This window comes from Candidatus Defluviilinea gracilis, from assembly GCA_016716235.1.
GTDB lineage: Bacteria > Chloroflexota > Anaerolineae > Anaerolineales > Villigracilaceae > Defluviilinea > Defluviilinea gracilis.
The window spans coordinates 1,403,331-1,420,457 of the sequence record JADJWS010000001.1 but is presented as its reverse complement, the minus strand read 5'-3'; the positions used below and the strand labels follow the sequence as shown (position 1 = coordinate 1,420,457).

The following is a 17,127-nucleotide window of genomic DNA, read 5'->3' as shown; positions in this document are numbered from 1 at the left end:
GAAAATACCATCATTCCGTTCAAGTTACCCTTTCAAGGAAAGGTTATATTCCATGTCGAACAGCATGGCGAACAGAACGAATAACAGGCTGGAGAACGAACAAAACACGATCAACAGCATGGTAATCTCAGGAACCGCGCCTTGCAACATCCATAGCCTGAAAAAGCGAAACAGGAATAACGCATCGAGTACAAAAAAGAAGAAGCCTGTCAGGTAAAAAAGCACCAAGGGATGAAAATCGCGAATAATATACTTTTGGACCATACGGAATAAGAATAGTTTAAACATCAACAGCGCCAGCTTGGGCATGATGCGAAACGGACGAATACCGCTTTTTTCGCCGATGTTGTAGACCGGCTTCACCATCACATCGCTCACGCGCAGACTGTAAATGTTCAACCGCACCAGAAGGTCGTTGGGCTGTCCGTAGCGTTTATACATTTTGTCCCAATCGATCAAATGCAACGCTTTTTTGTTGATGGCGGTATAGCCTGTTTGCGAATCGGCGATATGCCAATACCCCGAGGCGATTTTCGTCAACAGCGAAAGCGCCGAGTTCCCCAGGTAACGAATCTTGGGAATCGTGTTCCATGCGTCTCCGGTTACCAAACGGTTCCCCTTCGAGTAATCCGCGCGATCCGCAAGAATTGGTTCTATTACGGCTGGCAAATCGTCGGGATCCATTTGCGCGTCTCCCGCCATGACCACCGCAATATCAATATCATGATCCCGGCACCACTTATACCCGCTGGCAATAGCGCCCCCAACGCCCTGGTTGATTTCATGACGGATCAACACGACCTTTTTCGGTTTTCGTTTCGCGTACCCTTCCACAATTTCCGCCGTCTTATCCGCGCTGCAATCATCCACCACAACGATCTTGTCAACAAAACCGGGCATGGTTTCGATGACGCGACCAATGAGCAGTTCTTCCTGGTACGCGGGGACAACGACAGCGATTTTTTTCTTCTTGACCATTCTGGACTCCATTACCTTGCTTCAACAAGAGACTCTTACGAACCATAATTATACGGCTTTAAAACCAGGTTTGAGAGCAAAGAAAGATCGAAAATTCTCGCTTGCTCTTGCGCCTGATCCTATCAGGAGCATCGTACTCAGAGTTATTCACCGATGTTACGCGCCGTCTTGAGGGTTTAGGTAAAGACCCAACCTGATTCACGAGAACCTTCGGGGCGCTCGGCGTAAAGCGAGTTATTCAGGATCAGCGCTTCACGAAAGTTCATGCGCCAGTTCGATTGGGCAAGCAAATCGTGTCGCATGCCTTGACGCAGCGCGACCGCGTCAAGAACCTCGTTTCGGAGTTATTCAGTATACCTGACAGGGATCTTAAGATAATCGCTATCATCAAGCGGAAGTTCAGATATATCAACTCGCGGATCCAAAAATTCGCGCGTAAGATCGTTGATCCAATAATATTCAAAGACGGGATGATCGTCCGTATTGTACCGGTAACCTTTCAAATCGTCCGCGTGAAGGGTCACGAGGGAGATTTCGCGATAACGAAGATCATCTTGATCGACCTCAACATTCCCGGGGGTTGTGGCAAAATACTCGGAATAGATATCGTTGGTGATCAACGCTTCCTGAAAATCGATATCCGCATTACGTCCAAAATACATGTGATAATCGCCTGAGGGCCAGATCGCGGTTTCAAACACGGTTAACGCATCCACCGCATGGCCAACTTTCGGGCGAACAGCAACGTAGCCATTCGGCGATAACAGATCATGCAAAACGCCAAAGAATTCCACCGTGAACAAACTCGCCGACCCGCTATGCCAGGGTTCGTTCACCTTGTTCTGAATCAAATCGAACTTTTCGCCGGCAATCAGCGCCCGTTGCGCATATCGCCTTCCGTCGTCAATGACAATTTTTACACGCGGGTCTTGAAACATTCTCTGATACGGCGGGGCTGTATGTTCCTTGACGGCGTCGATAATTTCATCCGAAATGTCCACGATTACGATCTCTTCGACAAAATCATAATCAAGCAATGCGTTAACCAAATAACCATGTCCCAACCCTATGATCAAAACCCGTTTAGGTCGAAATTCAGGGTCCAACGCCATCATGAGAGACATATTCCACCGCCAAGCTTCGTACTGCTCATAAGGTTCCGGGTCTCTTACAATGGCAGATGCGGACGCCGTTCTATACATGTCGACAATTGTATAGAATCGATCCGTGGGGACGACTGTCACTACGCCATTTCGTCCCTCATAAATTTCAACCGGCTTATAACGACCCAAACTAAACCGCATAAAATAATCTCGCGGGATTAAAGTCATGCAGATCGCAAAAATCATCACCAATAACAGCATTCGCCTACCATTGACCCGAAACGGTTTTTTCTCCTGTGACGCCAAAAGAACAGATACGCCTATGAGGATCAATGCCAGTACGATAATCAATGAACCAACGGCGCCAAACCATTCAAAGAAAAACAGCCCGGCAAAAAACGAGCCCAGTATGTTTCCTACGGTATACCAGAAAAGTAACAAAGCAAAGCGGCTGCCAGCCATCCCAATGGTGGTCGTTGCAATTCGCGCAATCAGCGGGAAAAAACCCGCCAAGGGGACAATACCTATCATGAAAACCAGCGAAAAAACAAATGAAATAACAGGGTTGGGATCTCCAACTCGCGCATAGGTCACTTCGCTGACCAATTGTCCGTTGAACGACGTGAATACGAGGGCGCCCAATCGCGCAAACAAACTCGGGGACAGAAGAAATGGAATTGTCAATAAGATTATTGCGCCCGCGCCTAAGCGGAGAATCAAATTTGATCGATTGGAAAAATTGCGGTCAACCCACAACCCGCCGATATAGTTTCCAGCCGCCATCAACACAAGAAAACCAGACAACATCACCGGATAGACCAACGACGCCATAGTGAGGTAATTGCTCAGCACGCGAAACAATATCATTTCCAAAGCCAGGCTGGAAAACCCGAGCAAAAAAGACGGGACAATTAACTCTACTGGGAATTTTAGGGGATTTTGCCTAAACGGCTCTTCGGCTTCCTGGGAACCCGGCAGAAGCGCCTCTTTTTTGTATACAACATAAACCACGAATGAAACGATCAGATATAAAACCGAAGACAATTGAACCACGCCCGTAAAACCCACGCTTTCGATCAACAAGAAATTAGTAATCAAAGCGCCGATTGCCGACCCAAATGTATTAATCCCGTAGAAGAATCCTTCTGTTTTTCCAAGCGTCCCCAGATCCTTTTTCATTAATTCAATCACAATGGGCGTCGTCATTCCCATAAAAAAAACGGGGAGAAACATCAATACTAAATTGATCAACAAGTCAGAAAGGATCGAAGTGGGAACGACCGGGATCAACCACTTGTTTACAGCGCGTAAAATCCAAAGCGAGAAGAAACCGTACACGCCGATAAAACAATTGATAAGACTATAATTACGGAGCAGGTTATCTTTATAACGATAGACAAAGTATCCCGCATAAAGAGACCCAAAACCAAGTCCGCTCATAAAAATAACCACGATAATGGCAACCGATATCGAATCAACCCCCACTACTTGAGCAAGAACTTTCTGCCAAATTACCTGAAACGAGATTGCGGCAAATCCTGACAGAAAGAATAATACGGTAAATATTGATTGAATTGTGAAGTTTCTTTTCATGTAAAGCGCCTCATTTCTTTAGAGAATTACTTTGACGATCTGGCTTAATCGGAAGAAAACATGAGGGATCAATCTAAAACAACCAGGCGCTTCGCACGTCGATCATCAAGCGACGCGCTGGCGCATGTGAAATAAATTCCTTTTCACTCGCAGTGAGCGGAACGCCCTCTTGTCTTATTCCTGAAATGCTACCCAAGCCGAGGACATTTCCAATCCAGGCGCGGATATTAAGAACCTATCAGAGGTCCGCTTTGCCTCAAGTCGAAAACGGACACCTATCGATACTTCATGTCTGTTGTTTCGTCTCACCGGGAAGAATTCTTTCACCCTGCGCCCAGTTTGTGATAAACAAGCCCGGCAGATTGCGCGCCTTCCAAACTGTAAACCCGCCTCCCATCCACCAGCACAGGCGAGCTCAGCGCAGACTTCAACTTACTCAAATCCATCGTCTTGTATTCGCTATGCGCCACCATCACCACCGCTGCGTCGCAGCCTTTGACCTTTTCATAGACATCACCGTTATATTCCGCGATCCATGGGTCGTGGATGACCGGCTCCGCGCCGAGTTCATAGAGACGCGCGACAAGCGAACGAGTCGGGCTATTGCGGGTATCGTCACTGTCTTCGAGATAGGCATATCCCAGCACGGCAATGCGAGCATCAAGGATAGGCTTGCCAACACCCGCGAGCGCGTCTTCCAGCAGTTTAACCATGTGAAGGGGCATCGAGTCGTTTACCGAACGCGCGGCAGGGATCAAACGTAACTGGACTCCTTTTTCCTCCACACCGTGGACGAGAAGCCACGGGTCTTTCGGGATGCAGTGCCCGCCGACTCCCGCGCCGGGCAGGTGCATCTGTCGTTGCGGGCTTTTATTCACCAGTTCGCGCACTTTCCACACGTCGCCGCCCGCCGCTTCGGCAACCAGCGCCACTTCATTTGCAAACGCGATCTGCACGTCGCGATAGGCATTCTCCACCGTTTTCACCAGTTCAGCGGTAATGCAATCTGCCGGGTCGAGATCAGCTTCGACAAAATTCTTGTACAGCGCGATCATCGTCTCCGAGGTTTCAGGCGTCATGCCGCCCACTACGCGACTCATCTTGCGCAGATTGTTCAATAGTTTGCCGGGCATCACACGTTCGGGACAATTGCCGAGGAAGAAGCCTTCGTTCACTTTCTTTCCGCTTTGTTTTTCGAGCAACGGCAGAACAAGGTCGTTCATCGTGCGCGGCGCGATCGTGGATTCGATAATGACCAGCGCGCCATGCTTCATCACCGACGCGAGGCTGGTCAATGCCGCGCGTAACGCGTTATAACGCGGAATATGGTTATCGTCCACCGGCGTTTCGACGGCTACGATAAAAACGTCACGGTCAGCCAGTTCTTTATAATCAGCGGTGGCGCGCAAACGACCGGAGGAAATCCCTTCCTGCAAGAGTTCCGCCAACCCCGGCTCAAAACCTTCAATAGGGTTAATGCCGGCGTTGATCTTCTCAGCCAGCCCAGGTTTAATATCCACACCGAGAACGTCCAGCCCCTGACCGGCAAACAGCGCGGCAACCGGTAAGCCGACATATCCCTGCCCGATGACAGCCAGTTTCGCAGTCTTGGTTTCGATGCGCGCGCGAAGTTCATTGAGATTCATTGTAAATCAACCACCTGATGCGTGTGCCCCGATTCCACAAGGGCGAGAGAAATTTTCAAGGCGGCGAGGCCATCTTCCCCGGTGATGGGAACGGGGTTTCCATCCTGTAATGCTTTGAGGAACGATTGCAACTCCGCTTTCAACGGCTCGAAGCGCGGGATGGCGTAACGGGTCATACTGCCTTCGCTCACGCCCTTGATGGTCTGGAGCGTTGCCCATTGCACCGTGTTGACAAGGGAATTCTCGTAAAAATACAGATCCTGCGTGAGCGCGTCGGCGCGGAACATGCCGCGCTCGCCCAGCACGCAGACTTCGCGGATCTTCGTCGGCGTGAGCCAGTTGATCTCAAGCCCGCCAATGATCCCGTCGGGGAAACGAAGCGTCGCCCACAGCAGGTCTTCATGATCGGTGTGAATCCGCTGTTCGATCTCGGAGTAGACGCGCGTGGGATTCGTGCCGGCGAGGAAACGCATAATATCCACATCGTGCGGCGCGAGGTCAATGACCACGCCCACATCCTGAATGCGCGCGGGGAACGGACCCGCGCGGCGGCAGAAAATTTGATAGATGCGCCCGAGTTCGCCCGCGTCCAATTTTTGTTTGAGCGCTTGCAAGGCTGGGTCGAAACGCACCACATGACCCACCATCAATTGTTTGTTCATCGCGCGCGCTTTGTCGATGAGGCGCGCGCCTTCTTCCACCGTTGCGGCAATCGGTTTTTCGATCAGAACATTCACGCCAGCGTCAAGCGCGTCCATGCCCACTTTTTCGTGCAATGCTGTGGGAACAACGACCGAGACCGCATCGGGTTTTTCTTTGTCAAGCATTTCGCGATGGTCGGTATACGCGCGGATTCCAAATTTCTCCGCAGTCGAATCGGCGCGGATCGAATCGGAATCGGAGATCGCAACCAGGTCCGCTTCGGGGAGTTCGCTGTACACGCGGGCGTGATGCCGTCCCATCGTGCCAACGCCGATGACTGCTACTTTCATCCGCTCTTCTCCATGAAATCATTGACCGTGCTCACGATGGTCTCAAGATCGGAGGGACTCAACGCGGGATGCACAGGCAGAGATAAAACTTCGGTTGTTGCAAATTCTGTTTCAGGCAAACTTTGGTTATAGCCCAAATCTTTCACGTAAAAATTTTGCTTATGGATCGGCACCGGATAATAGACTTCGGAACCAACTCCGTTTTCGTTCAGGTAGGCGCGGAGCGTGTCGCGTTTGCCGTTCGGAACGCGGATCGTGTATTGATGGAAGACATGCGTCTGCCCTTCGGGGGCGAAAGGCGTTCGGACGCCCTTCAAGTTGGCGCTCAAGAATTCGGCATTCGCGCGCCGTTGGGCATTGAACTTCTCGAGCTTCTGCAATTGCGCCAGCCCGATCGCGGCATGGATGTCGGTCATGCGGAAGTTGTACCCGAGCATATCGTGATAGTAACGCACGCGCATTCCATGCTGGCGGAAGACGCGGCACAACTCGTCAATAGTCGAATCGTTGGTCGTGATCATGCCGCCCTCGGCGGAGGTCATATTTTTGGTCGGGTACAACGAGAATGTTCCCGTCCCCATCGAACCGACCTTTTTGCCTTTGTACTCCGCGCTGTGACTCTGACACGCGTCTTCGATGACCGCCAGTCCGTGTTTTTCGGCGATCTTCATGATCGGGTCCATGTCGCAGGACAAGCCGTAGAGGTGCACAGGCAGGATCGCTTTTGTTTTTTTCGTGATCGCGGCTTCGATCTTTGCCGGGTCCATGTTGAACGTGCGCGGGTCAATATCCACGAACACAGGTCTGGCGCCGGTGAACAACGCGCTGTTGGCGGAGGCAATGAACGTGAACGCGGAAGTGATCACCTCGTCGCCTTCGCCGATCCCGTGCGCGAGCATGGCGAGATGCAATGCGGTTGTGCCGGAGGATGCGGCGATGGCATGCTTCACGCCGCACATCGCGGCGAACCCTTCCTCGAAGGCTTTCACGCGCGGTCCCTGCGCAATGATGCCCGAATCCAAAACTTCCATTACCGCTTGTTTTTCTTCCGCCCCCATTTGAGGTTTCGCCATGTGGATCATTGAGTCATCTCCCATTCCTTTATGGATACTTCATGCGCGCGCCCGCATTTCGGGCATTTTAATTTCACAGCATTACCAGCCTGTGAATCTTTTTCAAACATCTCGCCGCACGCGCAGACGAATCCGCGCAAACGCGCCGGGTTGCCGAAGACCAGTCCATGCGCGGGGACATCTTTCGTCACCACGCTTCCAGAGCCGACCATTGCCCACTCGCCGATGGTGATCCCGCATCGAATTGTAGAGTTAGCCCCGAGCGCCGCGCCTTTTTGGATGCGCGTTTCACTCAGCACCCAATCGTCCGCGGCTTTGAGCGAACCATCTGGGTTAACCGCGCGCGGGCGCATATCATTGGTGAAGCAGACGTGAGGTCCCACAAAGACGCCGTCTTCGATTGCCACGCCATGATAAACCGAAACATAGTTTTGGATCTTCACGTTATCCCCAATCGGCACGCCGGCATCCACATACACGCCTTTACCGATGATCGAATTGGTTCCGATCTTCACGCCCTCGCGTACCTGCGCGTGATGCCAGATGCTCGAGCCTTCGCCGATCTCTGCTTTGTCTGAAACTTCTGCGGTTGGATGAATGCGGACTCCCATTATTGGTTTCCCTTCTTGGTTTTTTCGATCAAACGATAATCTTGTCCTACTACTTTCAACAATATGCCATTCGGCGAATCGAGCAGGCGGATTCCTGCTTCGATGCAGGTCAGCCGCAAAATATCTACAAGTTCATCCTCGCCTTGAATGTAGGCTTGGGTGATTCCCTTGTGTTGGAGGTCGCCGACAAAAGACTTTGCCTTGTTGCGAAAATCGCCATAGACTTTGAGCGAGTCGCGGGCGTAGTTCAAGGCGCGTTGGGTGAACACAGCCATCCCGTCGGGGGTGAGATCGTACTTCAGCCGCGTGCGGTCAAGATGCGAAACCTTGATCCAGCCGCGAACGATCAGCCGCTTCACGTACCAGTTGACGCTTCCGACGGCGATGCCGAGGCGGTCCGAAAGATTCGACTGTGTGACCATCGAATCCTGGGCGATTTCATTGAGCAGGGAGTATTCGTGAGGTTTGATTTCGGTCATGCGAGCATTCAGTTTCTGAATTCTCACACAGAAATTTGTCCCTGTCAAGTCAAAACAAACCGTCCAGCAGGTTTCTACTCAGGAGTTATTCCTTAAATCAAACCTGCGGGAAATTCTCCGTTAATTCAATTCGTCTCGCAAAATTTGAGCAATCTTCTCCGCCGCGTGACCATCCCCATACAACAGCGGACGCTCCCTTGCCGGCTTCCATGTTCCATATAAAGCACGGATACGCTTCGCGTCCACGCCCGCGAGGCTGTTCCAACCAGCGGAGACCGTTTCCACCCATTCGGTTTCATCGCGCAACGTGATGCACCGCGCACCGAGCAAATATGCTTCCTTTTGCATCCCGCCGGAATCAGTGAGAATGCAATCCGCGTTTTCTTGCAATTGCAAAATATCCAACGGACCCAGCGGCTCGATCAACGACACATTCTCGTTGATGGCAAACTTCCACTCTTCGATTCTCTTCCGCGTACGCGGATGCACTGGGAAGATCACCCGCGTCGGCAGTGAGCCAAGCGCGTCTAAAATGGATTGCATGTTGGTTCGATCATCCGTATTCCCCGCGCGATGCACGGTCGCCAGCGCGTACTCCCCTTTCTTCAAACTCATCCGCTCCAAGATCTGCGACTTCGCGCGCGCGATCTCAAGATTACGCAACAGCGCGTCATATATCACATCGCCGATCTGATGGACACCTTTCGTGATTCCCTCTTTTTGCAAATTTTTGATCGCCGCGTCGGTGGGACAAAACAACCAACTGGATACGTGATCGGTCAGCACGCGGTTGACCTCTTCCGGCATTGCTCGGTTATAGGACCTCAAGCCTGCCTCCACATGCGCGAGTGGAATCCCCGCCTTTGCCGCCGTCAACGCGCCCGCCAGCGTGGAATTTGTATCGCCATAGACCAGCACACAATCAGGCTTGACCGCTGAAATTACTTTTTCCAACTCGATCAGCATCATACCGGTTTGCGCGCCGTGAGTCCCGCCGCCGATGCCGAGATTGAAATCGGGCTGGCGCATGTCCATCTCTTTGAAGAAGAGGTCAGACATCTCGTAATCATAGTGTTGACCTGTATGGATCATCACTTCATTAAAATGCGAAGTCAGCGCGCGCGACACCGGCGCGGCTTTGATGAATTGAGGTCGTGCGCCAACAATGGAGGCAATTGTTTTCATTAGCTATTCCGGCAGCCACACTTCCGCTGAACCGGCAAGGCAGATCTTCCCGTCTGAGTTGAGAATCGTTGTATCTAACACCAATCTCCGTTTTTCTACATTGACTTGCGTTACTTTCACTTCCACCTTCACCGTCGAATCAACAAAGACCGGGCGTTTGAACGAAGAGTTTTGCGAAATGTACACCGTGCCTTCGCCGGGAAAATCCATGCCCAGCGCTTTCGAGATCAACCCGCCGAGGAACGCGCCGTGAACAATTCTCTTTTTAAAGAACGAGTTCTCGGCAAAACTTTCATCGAGATGGATCGGATTCGAATCGCCGACCACCTCGGCGAAACGATTCACATCATCCGCCGAAATGAACCGCTCGAACGAAAAGCCGTCGCCTTCTTTGAAATTGAATTCTCGCATCACTTCTCTTTTTCGACGATTTCAAGCAGATAGTCGCCGTAGCTATTGCCGCGCAACGCTTCGCCGAGTTTTCGCAACTGCTCGCGATTGATGAAACTCATTCGATAGGCGATCTCTTCCGGGCACGAGATCATCAATCCCTGCCGGTTCTGGATCGCTTCGATGAACATCGCCGCCTGCAACAACGAGTCGTGTGTGCCGGCGTCGAGCCAAGCCACGCCGCGCCCGAACACGCGCACTTTCAGATTCCCTTGTTCAAGATAAAGTTTGTTCAGATCCGTGATCTCGATCTCGCCGCGCGCCGAGGGCTTGACCTTCTCAGCCAATTGCACCACTTGATTATCGTAAAAATAAATGCCCGGCACAGCAAAATTGGACTTCGGCGATGCGGGTTTCTCTTCGATGCTGATCACATTCTCGTCAGCATCGAACTCGACAATACCGTAGCGCTCCGGGTCGGTGACGCGATAGCCGAAGATGAACGCGCCCTCGGTCAACGACGCGCACTTTTGCAACAGCGAGATCATCCCTTCGCCGTAAAAAATATTGTCGCCCAAAATTAAACACACCGGGCTGTCGCCGATAAACTCGCGCCCAACCAAAAACGCATCCGCAAGTCCGCGCGGCTCGGCTTGTTCTTTGTATTCGAATTTCATTCCCCAGTGCGAGCCATCTTTCAACAATTCACGAAACGCGGGCAGCGCGTCCGGTGTGCTGATGATCAACACCTCGCGTATCCCCGCCAGCATCAACATCGAAAGCGGATAATACACCATCGGTTTGTCGTACACGGGCAACAACTGTTTGCTCATGGCGATCGTCAACGGATAGAGCCGCGTGCCTTTGCCGCCCGCCAAAATGATTCCCTTCATTTCGACTCCTTCTCGGCGCGCCACGCATAATTTTTCTTGATCCACTCGCCGTACGCGCCGCCGCTTACTTGATCCACCCACTCTGGATTTTGCAAATACCATTCAATCGTTTGACGTAAACCCGCTTCAAACCGGACCTCAGCCTGCCACCCCAATTGACGCTGAATCTTCCCCGCGTCGATCGCGTAGCGGCGGTCGTGCCCCGGGCGGTCGGTCACAAAACGGATCAGCTCTTTGTAGCTCTTCAATCCCTGCTCACGGAGTTGATTCACTTCCTCCGGCGGCGCGACCTCATCGAGGATACTGCAAATTTGATTCACAAGATCGAGATTCTTCTGCTCGTTGCTCCCGCCCACAACATACACTTCGCCCGGCGCTCCTTTTTCAAACGCGAGTCGAATCGCCTTGCAATGATCCTCCACGTACAACCAGTCGCGCACATTTGAGCCGTCGCCATAGACTGGAAGTTGCTTGCCCGAGAGCGCATTCAGGATCATTAAGGGGATCATCTTCTCGGGGAATTGATACGGACCATAATTGTTCGAACAATTCGTAATGACTGTCGGCAAGCCATACGTGTGATGGAACGCGCGGACGAAATGATCGCTCGAGGCTTTGGATGCGGAGTAAGGCGAGTTCGGCGCGTAGGGCGTCTCTTCGGTGAAATAACCGTCCGCGCCCAGCGAGCCAAAGACTTCATCTGTCGAAACGTGCAAAAAGCGGAATGATTCCTTTGCTTCGTCAGTCAACTTGTTCCAATACGCGCGCGCGGCTTCGAGCAGGGTGAACGTGCCGATCACATTCGTTTGCAGGAAATCCTCCGCGTTGACGATGGAACGATCCACGTGCGATTCAGCCGCGAGGTGGAAAACGCCTATGGGTTGATATTTTTCAAACAACGAGGCGACAAGTTCGCGGTCGGTGATGCTCCCCTTCACAAACACATAATCAGGGTTGCCATCCAAGTCTGCCAGCGACAGCGGGTTGGCGGCGTACGTCAGCGCGTCGAGGTTGACGACGCGGTATTGTTTGCTCTTCATCAGCAGGCGCGCGAGGTTCGCGCCGATGAATCCGTTGCCGCCTGTGAGGAGAATGGTTTGTTTCCCGGTCATGGTTATCCTTTCAAGATTACGTGAACAATCCGTACCGCAAGATTTATCTTGTGATTTGCCTTTTTGTTGTCATCCGCAAGCGCAAAGTGAACTTTGCGGTACGAGCCTTTAACTGTGGTTGTCCTTTCAATAGTGCTTGAGCACTCCGTACCGCAAGATTTATCTTGCGATTTGCCTTTTTGTTGTCATCCGCAAGCGCAAAGTGAACTTTGCGGTACGAGCCTTCAATTCACGATCTCTTCAAATATCTTTTCGTATTGCCCCGCGATCTGGGTGATTTCGAATGAATTTGCCTTTTTCAAACTGGCTTGGCGCAATGATAACAGGCGGCTGGGGTTTGTGAGCAATTCTTGTAACCTGATTTTGAAACCTTCTTTATTCCCCACTTCGATCAGGTAGCCATTTTGATTTTCATCCACCAGGTCAACAAACCCGCCGACGCGGCTGGCGACGATGGCGAGTCCCTTCGACAATGCCTGCACCCCGACGACGGGAAGTCCCTCTGAAAGCGAGGGCATGAAAAGGATGTCACTCTGCTCGAACTGTTTCATCACTTCGTCGGGCGTGATCCAGCCTGTTAATACGAAACGATTCCCTAACTCAAGTTCTGAAATGGATTTTTTCACTTCAGGCATTAAAGGTCCGTCGCCGATCATCACGCATTTCCATGGGAGGTCTTTTATTTCGTTCAGGATTTGGACGATCATCAACGGAGATTTTTGTTCCATGAAGCGACCGGCGAAGACGATCACGGGAGGATTGTTGATTCGAATCGAAGATTGGCTTTCACCATCCACATCTATTCCGTTGGGGATGACGAGAACTTCTTCGTTGTAGTGTTTGAGCGCGAGGCTCCGCGTGAACTCACTGACTGCAACTCTCGCGCTTGCGTCGTGCCAGATCCAGCGCGTGGTGGGAAAAATCCAGCGGAACCAGTCGCCCGTTTTTTCGGGGACGCCGCCTGGCACATCGCCGAGGTGAGCGGTCAACACGTAAGGGACTTTTGTGAGCCGCGAAAGCATCCACGCGAGCGCGCCTGCTGGAACGGCGAAGTGGACGTGGATCACGTCGGGGTGAAAAAGGCGGACAAGGCGGAGCCCAGCCCAAAGTCCCGAAAGAACGTAGACGACCATCGAGAGAAAACTCGCGCGGAAGGCTTGAGTCCGCAGTGTGGGAATCCGAAGGATGTCGTATCCATCCCGTTGTTCTTCGCGCGGCAGGTCTTTGAAGTGTGAAGTTAACACTTTGATGTTGTGACCGCGCCTCGCGAGAGTTTGGCAAATGCTTTCCGCCGCGCGTCCACCCCCGCCACCGACTGGAGGAAACTCGTGATTCAAAACGAGGATGCGCATGGTTACGATGACCCTTTGGAGGAGTTTGCGTTGGGGTCAGACATGGCGGATAACACGGAGGGGAGAAACGCCGCGCCGGGCAAACTTGCTACAAGGAAGACGATGCGAATCAACACAGCAACAGCCAAACTCGCAGCAGGACTGACGCCAGCAACCCGCGAAAGCAAAAAGGCAAGCGTAAGTTCTTGTACGCCAAAACCATTGATTGAAACTGGGATGATGGTAACAAAATAGGTGAGACTCCAGATACCCGCGACGAGCGAATAGGAAACGTGTTCGCCCAAGCCTTCGATGATTATGTACAACGAGGCAAAGATAAAGATCATGTTGCCCCACGTGTACAAGAGGGACGAGATCAGCGCGGCGGGTTGTTTGAGCCAGATGGAAAATGAATGAAGTGTGCGGCGGATGAAGTCGGTGACTTTTGCGACGAACGGAGGCATGGCGCTGAGTTGCAGAGGCGTCGCGTGCAGCATACCCCACGCGGGGATGAGTCCGAATGGCACGGCGCAGAACATGCCCGCCATGCCGATGACGCGGTCTGCGGCAATGGAGGCGAGGCAAACCGCGCGGTCATAGCCGAGGCGCATGGCTCCGCCCAAACGCACCACGTCGCCGCCGATGGTGGTGGGTAGATAGTTGGACGCGAACAAACCTGTGAGAGTTAATTGAGCGGTTCTTGAAAATGGAATATCTACGCCGCCCGAACGAAGCAGAACATGCCAGCGCAAAATAACGAACAGGCGCGAGACCAACAAGGAAAGCAATGCCAATGCAAAAACAGGGAGTGAAATTTCTTTCAACGAACTTGTGATCTCGTTCCACCCTTCGCGTTCGATGAGCAGGACGATCAAAAGGATCGCCAACGCGGTGCCAAACACGCGCAGAATCAGATTCTTGTTTTTTGAAAACCAGCCGATCATTTTTTCTTCTTTTTCCCCTGAATGATCTCCCTCAGGGTGTACGTCGGTTTTTGTTGCGACTCGTGATACGTTCGCGCGAGCAATTCGGCGATCAAGCCCATGAGAATGGATTGAAAGCCCAGAATGAACAACATCACGCCGATCAACAACAACGGCGACGTGGATGCTGGCACGCCAAAAAATGTGCGGCGGATGAACACATACGCAAGATCGAGCATGCCCAACAGCATGAGTCCCACACCCGCGCCGCCGAACAAGCGAATGGGTTTGTGCGAATATTCAAGCAGGAATTTCACTGTGAACAGGTCAAGGATGACTTTCGCGGTTCTGTCCAAGCCGTAGTTTGCTTTGCCAAATTGACGCGGGTGGTGACTGACGGGAATCTCGGTGATGCGCGCGCCAACGGAATGCGCAAACACGGGGATGAAGCGGTGCATCTCGCCGTACAAACGGAATCCGCCCAGCACTTCGCGGCGATAGGCTTTCAGCGTGCATCCGTAATCGTGCAGGTGAACGCCCGTTACGGTGGAGATCAATCCGTTGGCGATGTTCGATGGGATGGTGCGCGTGAGGCGATTGTCTTTACGATCCTTGCGCCAGCCGCTGACGAGATCGTAGCCTTCGTCCAGTTTTGCCAACAGACGCGGAATATCAGCGGGATCGTTTTGCAGGTCGGAATCCATCAACACGATGGTCTCGCCTTGCGCGTGGTCAATGCCTGCCGAGATGGCGGCGGTCTGCCCGAAGTTGCGGCGGAAGACCAGCACACACACATGATTCGGATTCTTCTCGGCGAGCGATCGTAACACGTCGAGACTATTGTCGCGGCTTCCATCGTCAACGAAGATAACCTCCCATTGTTGTTTGAGAGGCTTCAACGCTTTTTCGATCGCGTCGTACAACAAGGGGAGGCTTGCCGCTTCATTGTAGACGGGGATCACAAGGGAGAGATTCATGGACGTTTCCTAAATAAGTACAGCACATCTTCACACTGGTCGAGGTTTTCCATATCGAACGGGACAGGCTCGTAGCGCGGGTCGTTTTGAAAATCGTCCAGATTCGTATTTGGATAGCCTTTCCAAATAATAAAGTAATCGGCAGATTCCCGCCACTGCAAATCCATTTCATCGTTGAACAAGCCGAAGCGGAGCAACCGCTCGGGGTCGCCCGCGCGGACGTAGCCCGCTCCCGCCGTGATCTGCGGAGGAAAGAAGCGAACATCGTCCATGTACAACAGCATGGCAATGTGCCTGCCGCTTCCCTTCCAGTAGATCAAACTATCTGGCGGAATCGCGTCTGCGAGAGCATGCCCTGCCTGCTCGTAATACGTTAGAAAGTTCGTTGAGCATGGAGTGGCGTACGTCCCTGCGTTTGCGGCGGGGGGGAGAATCACGCCGACGAGGAGAAACAGGTTGAGGGTCGCGAGAGAAGCGTTTTGTCCCGTCCAGATTTTGAGGAGGGAGAATCGTTGGACGATCCAGTAGAGGATCAGGAGAATGATTCCAGCATGCGCGCCTGTGAATGCCGCGCCGACGCGTTTTTGAACATCGAGCGGCAAATTGAAAATGTATGTGAGGATTTCGCCAAGCGATGCAAATGTGAATTGACCCGCGCTATTCACGCGCGGAAATTGAATCGTTGCGAGCGACCATTCGCCGATCCGTTGAAAATAATATGATGCAAGCCCTGCGGAGAAGAGCAACAGCATAACGATGAGAAGTGCACGGCGGAAGGTCGAGTCGTAGATGCCGTTGGAAAAGACAATGACAATGAATAACAACCCCGCAACCGAATAAAACATTTGATACGGCGAAAAACATTGGATGCAAAATTGATTGAACAACGACGCCCATGTGTGCATGAGGAACAATGCGATGAACGACAAGCCCAAAAATATCGCGATCTTGAATTGACTCGCACTCTTCCATTTTGATCTTGGTGGAAAAAGAATCAACGCACCTGCGAATCCGCACAAGAGGAAGAAGTGATGTTGAATGCCGATGGCAATCGATTGGATGCGACTCAGGTTTCCAATTTCAAAGGTATCGTATCCAAAGACTGCAAACGGGCGCGAATAGTTTAGGAAAGGAGTCAACGATTCGGGCAACCACAACGACCACAACTGCATGATGTTGGGCCAGTAGATGATGTGAAAGAGAATGAACAAAGCCGCGCTCGAAGCCAGCGACCATGCGCCCGCGTTCTTTCCATGTTGCCAAAAAATGTACAGCGCGAGCAGAGGAAGAAAAACAACCATGTTCTGCCGTGTCATCACAATCACAACGGAGAACAACGAGGCAAGGATCAATTGCCACAACGGACGTTTCTCGCCGAGCGCGCAAACGAATACCCACGTGAGCATACACGCGACGAGTCCTTGCGACAGCGCCTGACTATAAATCGATGTGTTCGCATCGGAGAGCGCAAAGACCCATATGACGACTGCCGTCCATTTTTTTCCGCCCAGGCGATTCGTCAGAATCCACACGCCTGCCAGCATGAAGAAACTGACGGCGAGCGCAAAGTAACGCGCCTCGCGCAAGCCAGCGCCGAGCCAATATTGAATCTCGCCAGGGATCAAAAAGGCGAGCGGCGCTTTGTTCGTCCAATAACCATAATCTTCAAAGGGAACAAATTCGCCGCGGGCGAAGACAAGTCCCTTGAAGAGATACGCGCCTTCATCGCCGATGGAGAGGGAGGAGTGAGCAAAATACAACGATCTCGCTACAAAGAGAATCACCCCCAGCAATGTGATGATCTCGATGAGCGGAAGTTTTCTTTCAGACTTCATTGAAGA

Annotated in this window: 15 protein-coding genes; all 15 read right to left on the bottom strand. The window is 52.1% G+C overall.

Annotation, left to right across the window (positions count from 1 at the left end):
• Positions 1–24: 24 nt before the first annotated feature.
• Positions 25–978 carry a glycosyltransferase family 2 protein gene (locus tag IPM31_06690; protein ID MBK9006667.1) on the bottom strand — a complete coding sequence of 318 codons (954 nt, stop codon included), beginning with the start codon at positions 976–978 and terminating at the stop codon, positions 25–27.
• Positions 979–1,322: 344 nt separating this feature from the next.
• Positions 1,323–3,674, bottom strand: a complete 2,352-nt coding sequence (locus tag IPM31_06685) for a fused MFS/spermidine synthase (GenBank protein MBK9006666.1) — start codon at positions 3,672–3,674, stop codon at positions 1,323–1,325.
• A 323-nt stretch (positions 3,675–3,997) separates the two neighbouring features.
• Positions 3,998–5,320, bottom strand: coding sequence for a nucleotide sugar dehydrogenase (locus IPM31_06680; protein MBK9006665.1), 1,323 nt, complete (start codon positions 5,318–5,320; stop codon positions 3,998–4,000).
• Positions 5,317–6,312, bottom strand: coding sequence for a Gfo/Idh/MocA family oxidoreductase (locus tag IPM31_06675; protein ID MBK9006664.1), 996 nt, complete (start codon positions 6,310–6,312; stop codon positions 5,317–5,319). Before IPM31_06675 ends, IPM31_06680 begins: the two co-directional genes overlap by 4 nt.
• Positions 6,309–7,394: a DegT/DnrJ/EryC1/StrS family aminotransferase gene (locus IPM31_06670; protein MBK9006663.1), complete on the bottom strand. Its 1,086-nt coding sequence runs from the start codon at positions 7,392–7,394 to the stop codon at positions 6,309–6,311. The genes IPM31_06675 and IPM31_06670 overlap by 4 nt, the downstream gene beginning before the upstream one ends.
• Positions 7,391–7,996, bottom strand: a complete 606-nt coding sequence (locus IPM31_06665) for an N-acetyltransferase (GenBank protein MBK9006662.1) — start codon at positions 7,994–7,996, stop codon at positions 7,391–7,393. Before IPM31_06665 ends, IPM31_06670 begins: the two co-directional genes overlap by 4 nt.
• Complete coding sequence (locus IPM31_06660; GenBank protein ID MBK9006661.1) at positions 7,996–8,475, bottom strand: winged helix-turn-helix transcriptional regulator; 480 nt, start codon at positions 8,473–8,475, stop codon at positions 7,996–7,998. Before IPM31_06660 ends, IPM31_06665 begins: the two co-directional genes overlap by 1 nt.
• Positions 8,476–8,595: 120 nt before the next feature.
• Complete coding sequence (gene wecB, locus IPM31_06655; GenBank protein ID MBK9006660.1) at positions 8,596–9,660, bottom strand: UDP-N-acetylglucosamine 2-epimerase (non-hydrolyzing); 1,065 nt, start codon at positions 9,658–9,660, stop codon at positions 8,596–8,598.
• Between the two features lie 3 nt (positions 9,661–9,663).
• Complete coding sequence (locus IPM31_06650) at positions 9,664–10,071, bottom strand: MaoC family dehydratase (protein ID MBK9006659.1); 408 nt, start codon at positions 10,069–10,071, stop codon at positions 9,664–9,666.
• On the bottom strand, positions 10,071–10,943 hold the full coding sequence (gene rfbA, locus IPM31_06645) for a glucose-1-phosphate thymidylyltransferase RfbA (protein MBK9006658.1): 873 nt from the start codon (positions 10,941–10,943) through the stop codon (positions 10,071–10,073). Before rfbA ends, IPM31_06650 begins: the two co-directional genes overlap by 1 nt.
• Positions 10,940–12,055, bottom strand: a complete 1,116-nt coding sequence (rfbB, locus tag IPM31_06640; GenBank protein MBK9006657.1) for a dTDP-glucose 4,6-dehydratase — start codon at positions 12,053–12,055, stop codon at positions 10,940–10,942. Before rfbB ends, rfbA begins: the two co-directional genes overlap by 4 nt.
• 224 nt (positions 12,056–12,279) lie before the next feature.
• Positions 12,280–13,407 (bottom strand): glycosyltransferase family 4 protein, encoded by a 1,128-nt coding sequence (locus IPM31_06635; GenBank protein ID MBK9006656.1) that lies wholly within the window; start codon positions 13,405–13,407, stop codon positions 12,280–12,282.
• Between the two features lie 2 nt (positions 13,408–13,409).
• On the bottom strand, positions 13,410–14,330 hold the full coding sequence (locus IPM31_06630) for a flippase-like domain-containing protein (GenBank protein ID MBK9006655.1): 921 nt from the start codon (positions 14,328–14,330) through the stop codon (positions 13,410–13,412).
• A complete protein-coding gene (locus IPM31_06625; protein ID MBK9006654.1) occupies positions 14,327–15,286 on the bottom strand; it encodes a glycosyltransferase family 2 protein in 960 nt (319 codons plus the stop codon). Before IPM31_06625 ends, IPM31_06630 begins: the two co-directional genes overlap by 4 nt.
• Complete coding sequence (locus tag IPM31_06620; GenBank protein MBK9006653.1) at positions 15,283–17,121, bottom strand: hypothetical protein; 1,839 nt, start codon at positions 17,119–17,121, stop codon at positions 15,283–15,285. The genes IPM31_06625 and IPM31_06620 overlap by 4 nt, the downstream gene beginning before the upstream one ends.
• Between the last annotated feature and the right edge of the window lie 6 nt (positions 17,122–17,127).

Coding starts and splice junctions, on each gene's coding strand:
- IPM31_06630 (MBK9006655.1), bottom strand. CDS start 14,330: ATGATCGGCTGGTTTTCAAAAAACAAGAATCTGATTCTGCGCGTGTTT.
- IPM31_06665 (MBK9006662.1), bottom strand. CDS start 7,996: ATGGGAGTCCGCATTCATCCAACCGCAGAAGTTTCAGACAAAGCAGAG.
- rfbA (MBK9006658.1), bottom strand. CDS start 10,943: ATGAAGGGAATCATTTTGGCGGGCGGCAAAGGCACGCGGCTCTATCCG.
- rfbB (MBK9006657.1), bottom strand. CDS start 12,055: ATGACCGGGAAACAAACCATTCTCCTCACAGGCGGCAACGGATTCATC.
- IPM31_06625 (MBK9006654.1), bottom strand. CDS start 15,286: ATGAATCTCTCCCTTGTGATCCCCGTCTACAATGAAGCGGCAAGCCTC.
- IPM31_06690 (MBK9006667.1), bottom strand. CDS start 978: ATGGTCAAGAAGAAAAAAATCGCTGTCGTTGTCCCCGCGTACCAGGAA.
- IPM31_06685 (MBK9006666.1), bottom strand. CDS start 3,674: ATGAAAAGAAACTTCACAATTCAATCAATATTTACCGTATTATTCTTT.
- wecB (MBK9006660.1), bottom strand. CDS start 9,660: ATGAAAACAATTGCCTCCATTGTTGGCGCACGACCTCAATTCATCAAA.
- IPM31_06675 (MBK9006664.1), bottom strand. CDS start 6,312: ATGAAAGTAGCAGTCATCGGCGTTGGCACGATGGGACGGCATCACGCC.
- IPM31_06680 (MBK9006665.1), bottom strand. CDS start 5,320: ATGAATCTCAATGAACTTCGCGCGCGCATCGAAACCAAGACTGCGAAA.
- IPM31_06660 (MBK9006661.1), bottom strand. CDS start 8,475: ATGACCGAAATCAAACCTCACGAATACTCCCTGCTCAATGAAATCGCC.
- IPM31_06670 (MBK9006663.1), bottom strand. CDS start 7,394: ATGATCCACATGGCGAAACCTCAAATGGGGGCGGAAGAAAAACAAGCG.
- IPM31_06635 (MBK9006656.1), bottom strand. CDS start 13,407: ATGCGCATCCTCGTTTTGAATCACGAGTTTCCTCCAGTCGGTGGCGGG.
- IPM31_06650 (MBK9006659.1), bottom strand. CDS start 10,071: ATGCGAGAATTCAATTTCAAAGAAGGCGACGGCTTTTCGTTCGAGCGG.
- IPM31_06620 (MBK9006653.1), bottom strand. CDS start 17,121: ATGAAGTCTGAAAGAAAACTTCCGCTCATCGAGATCATCACATTGCTG.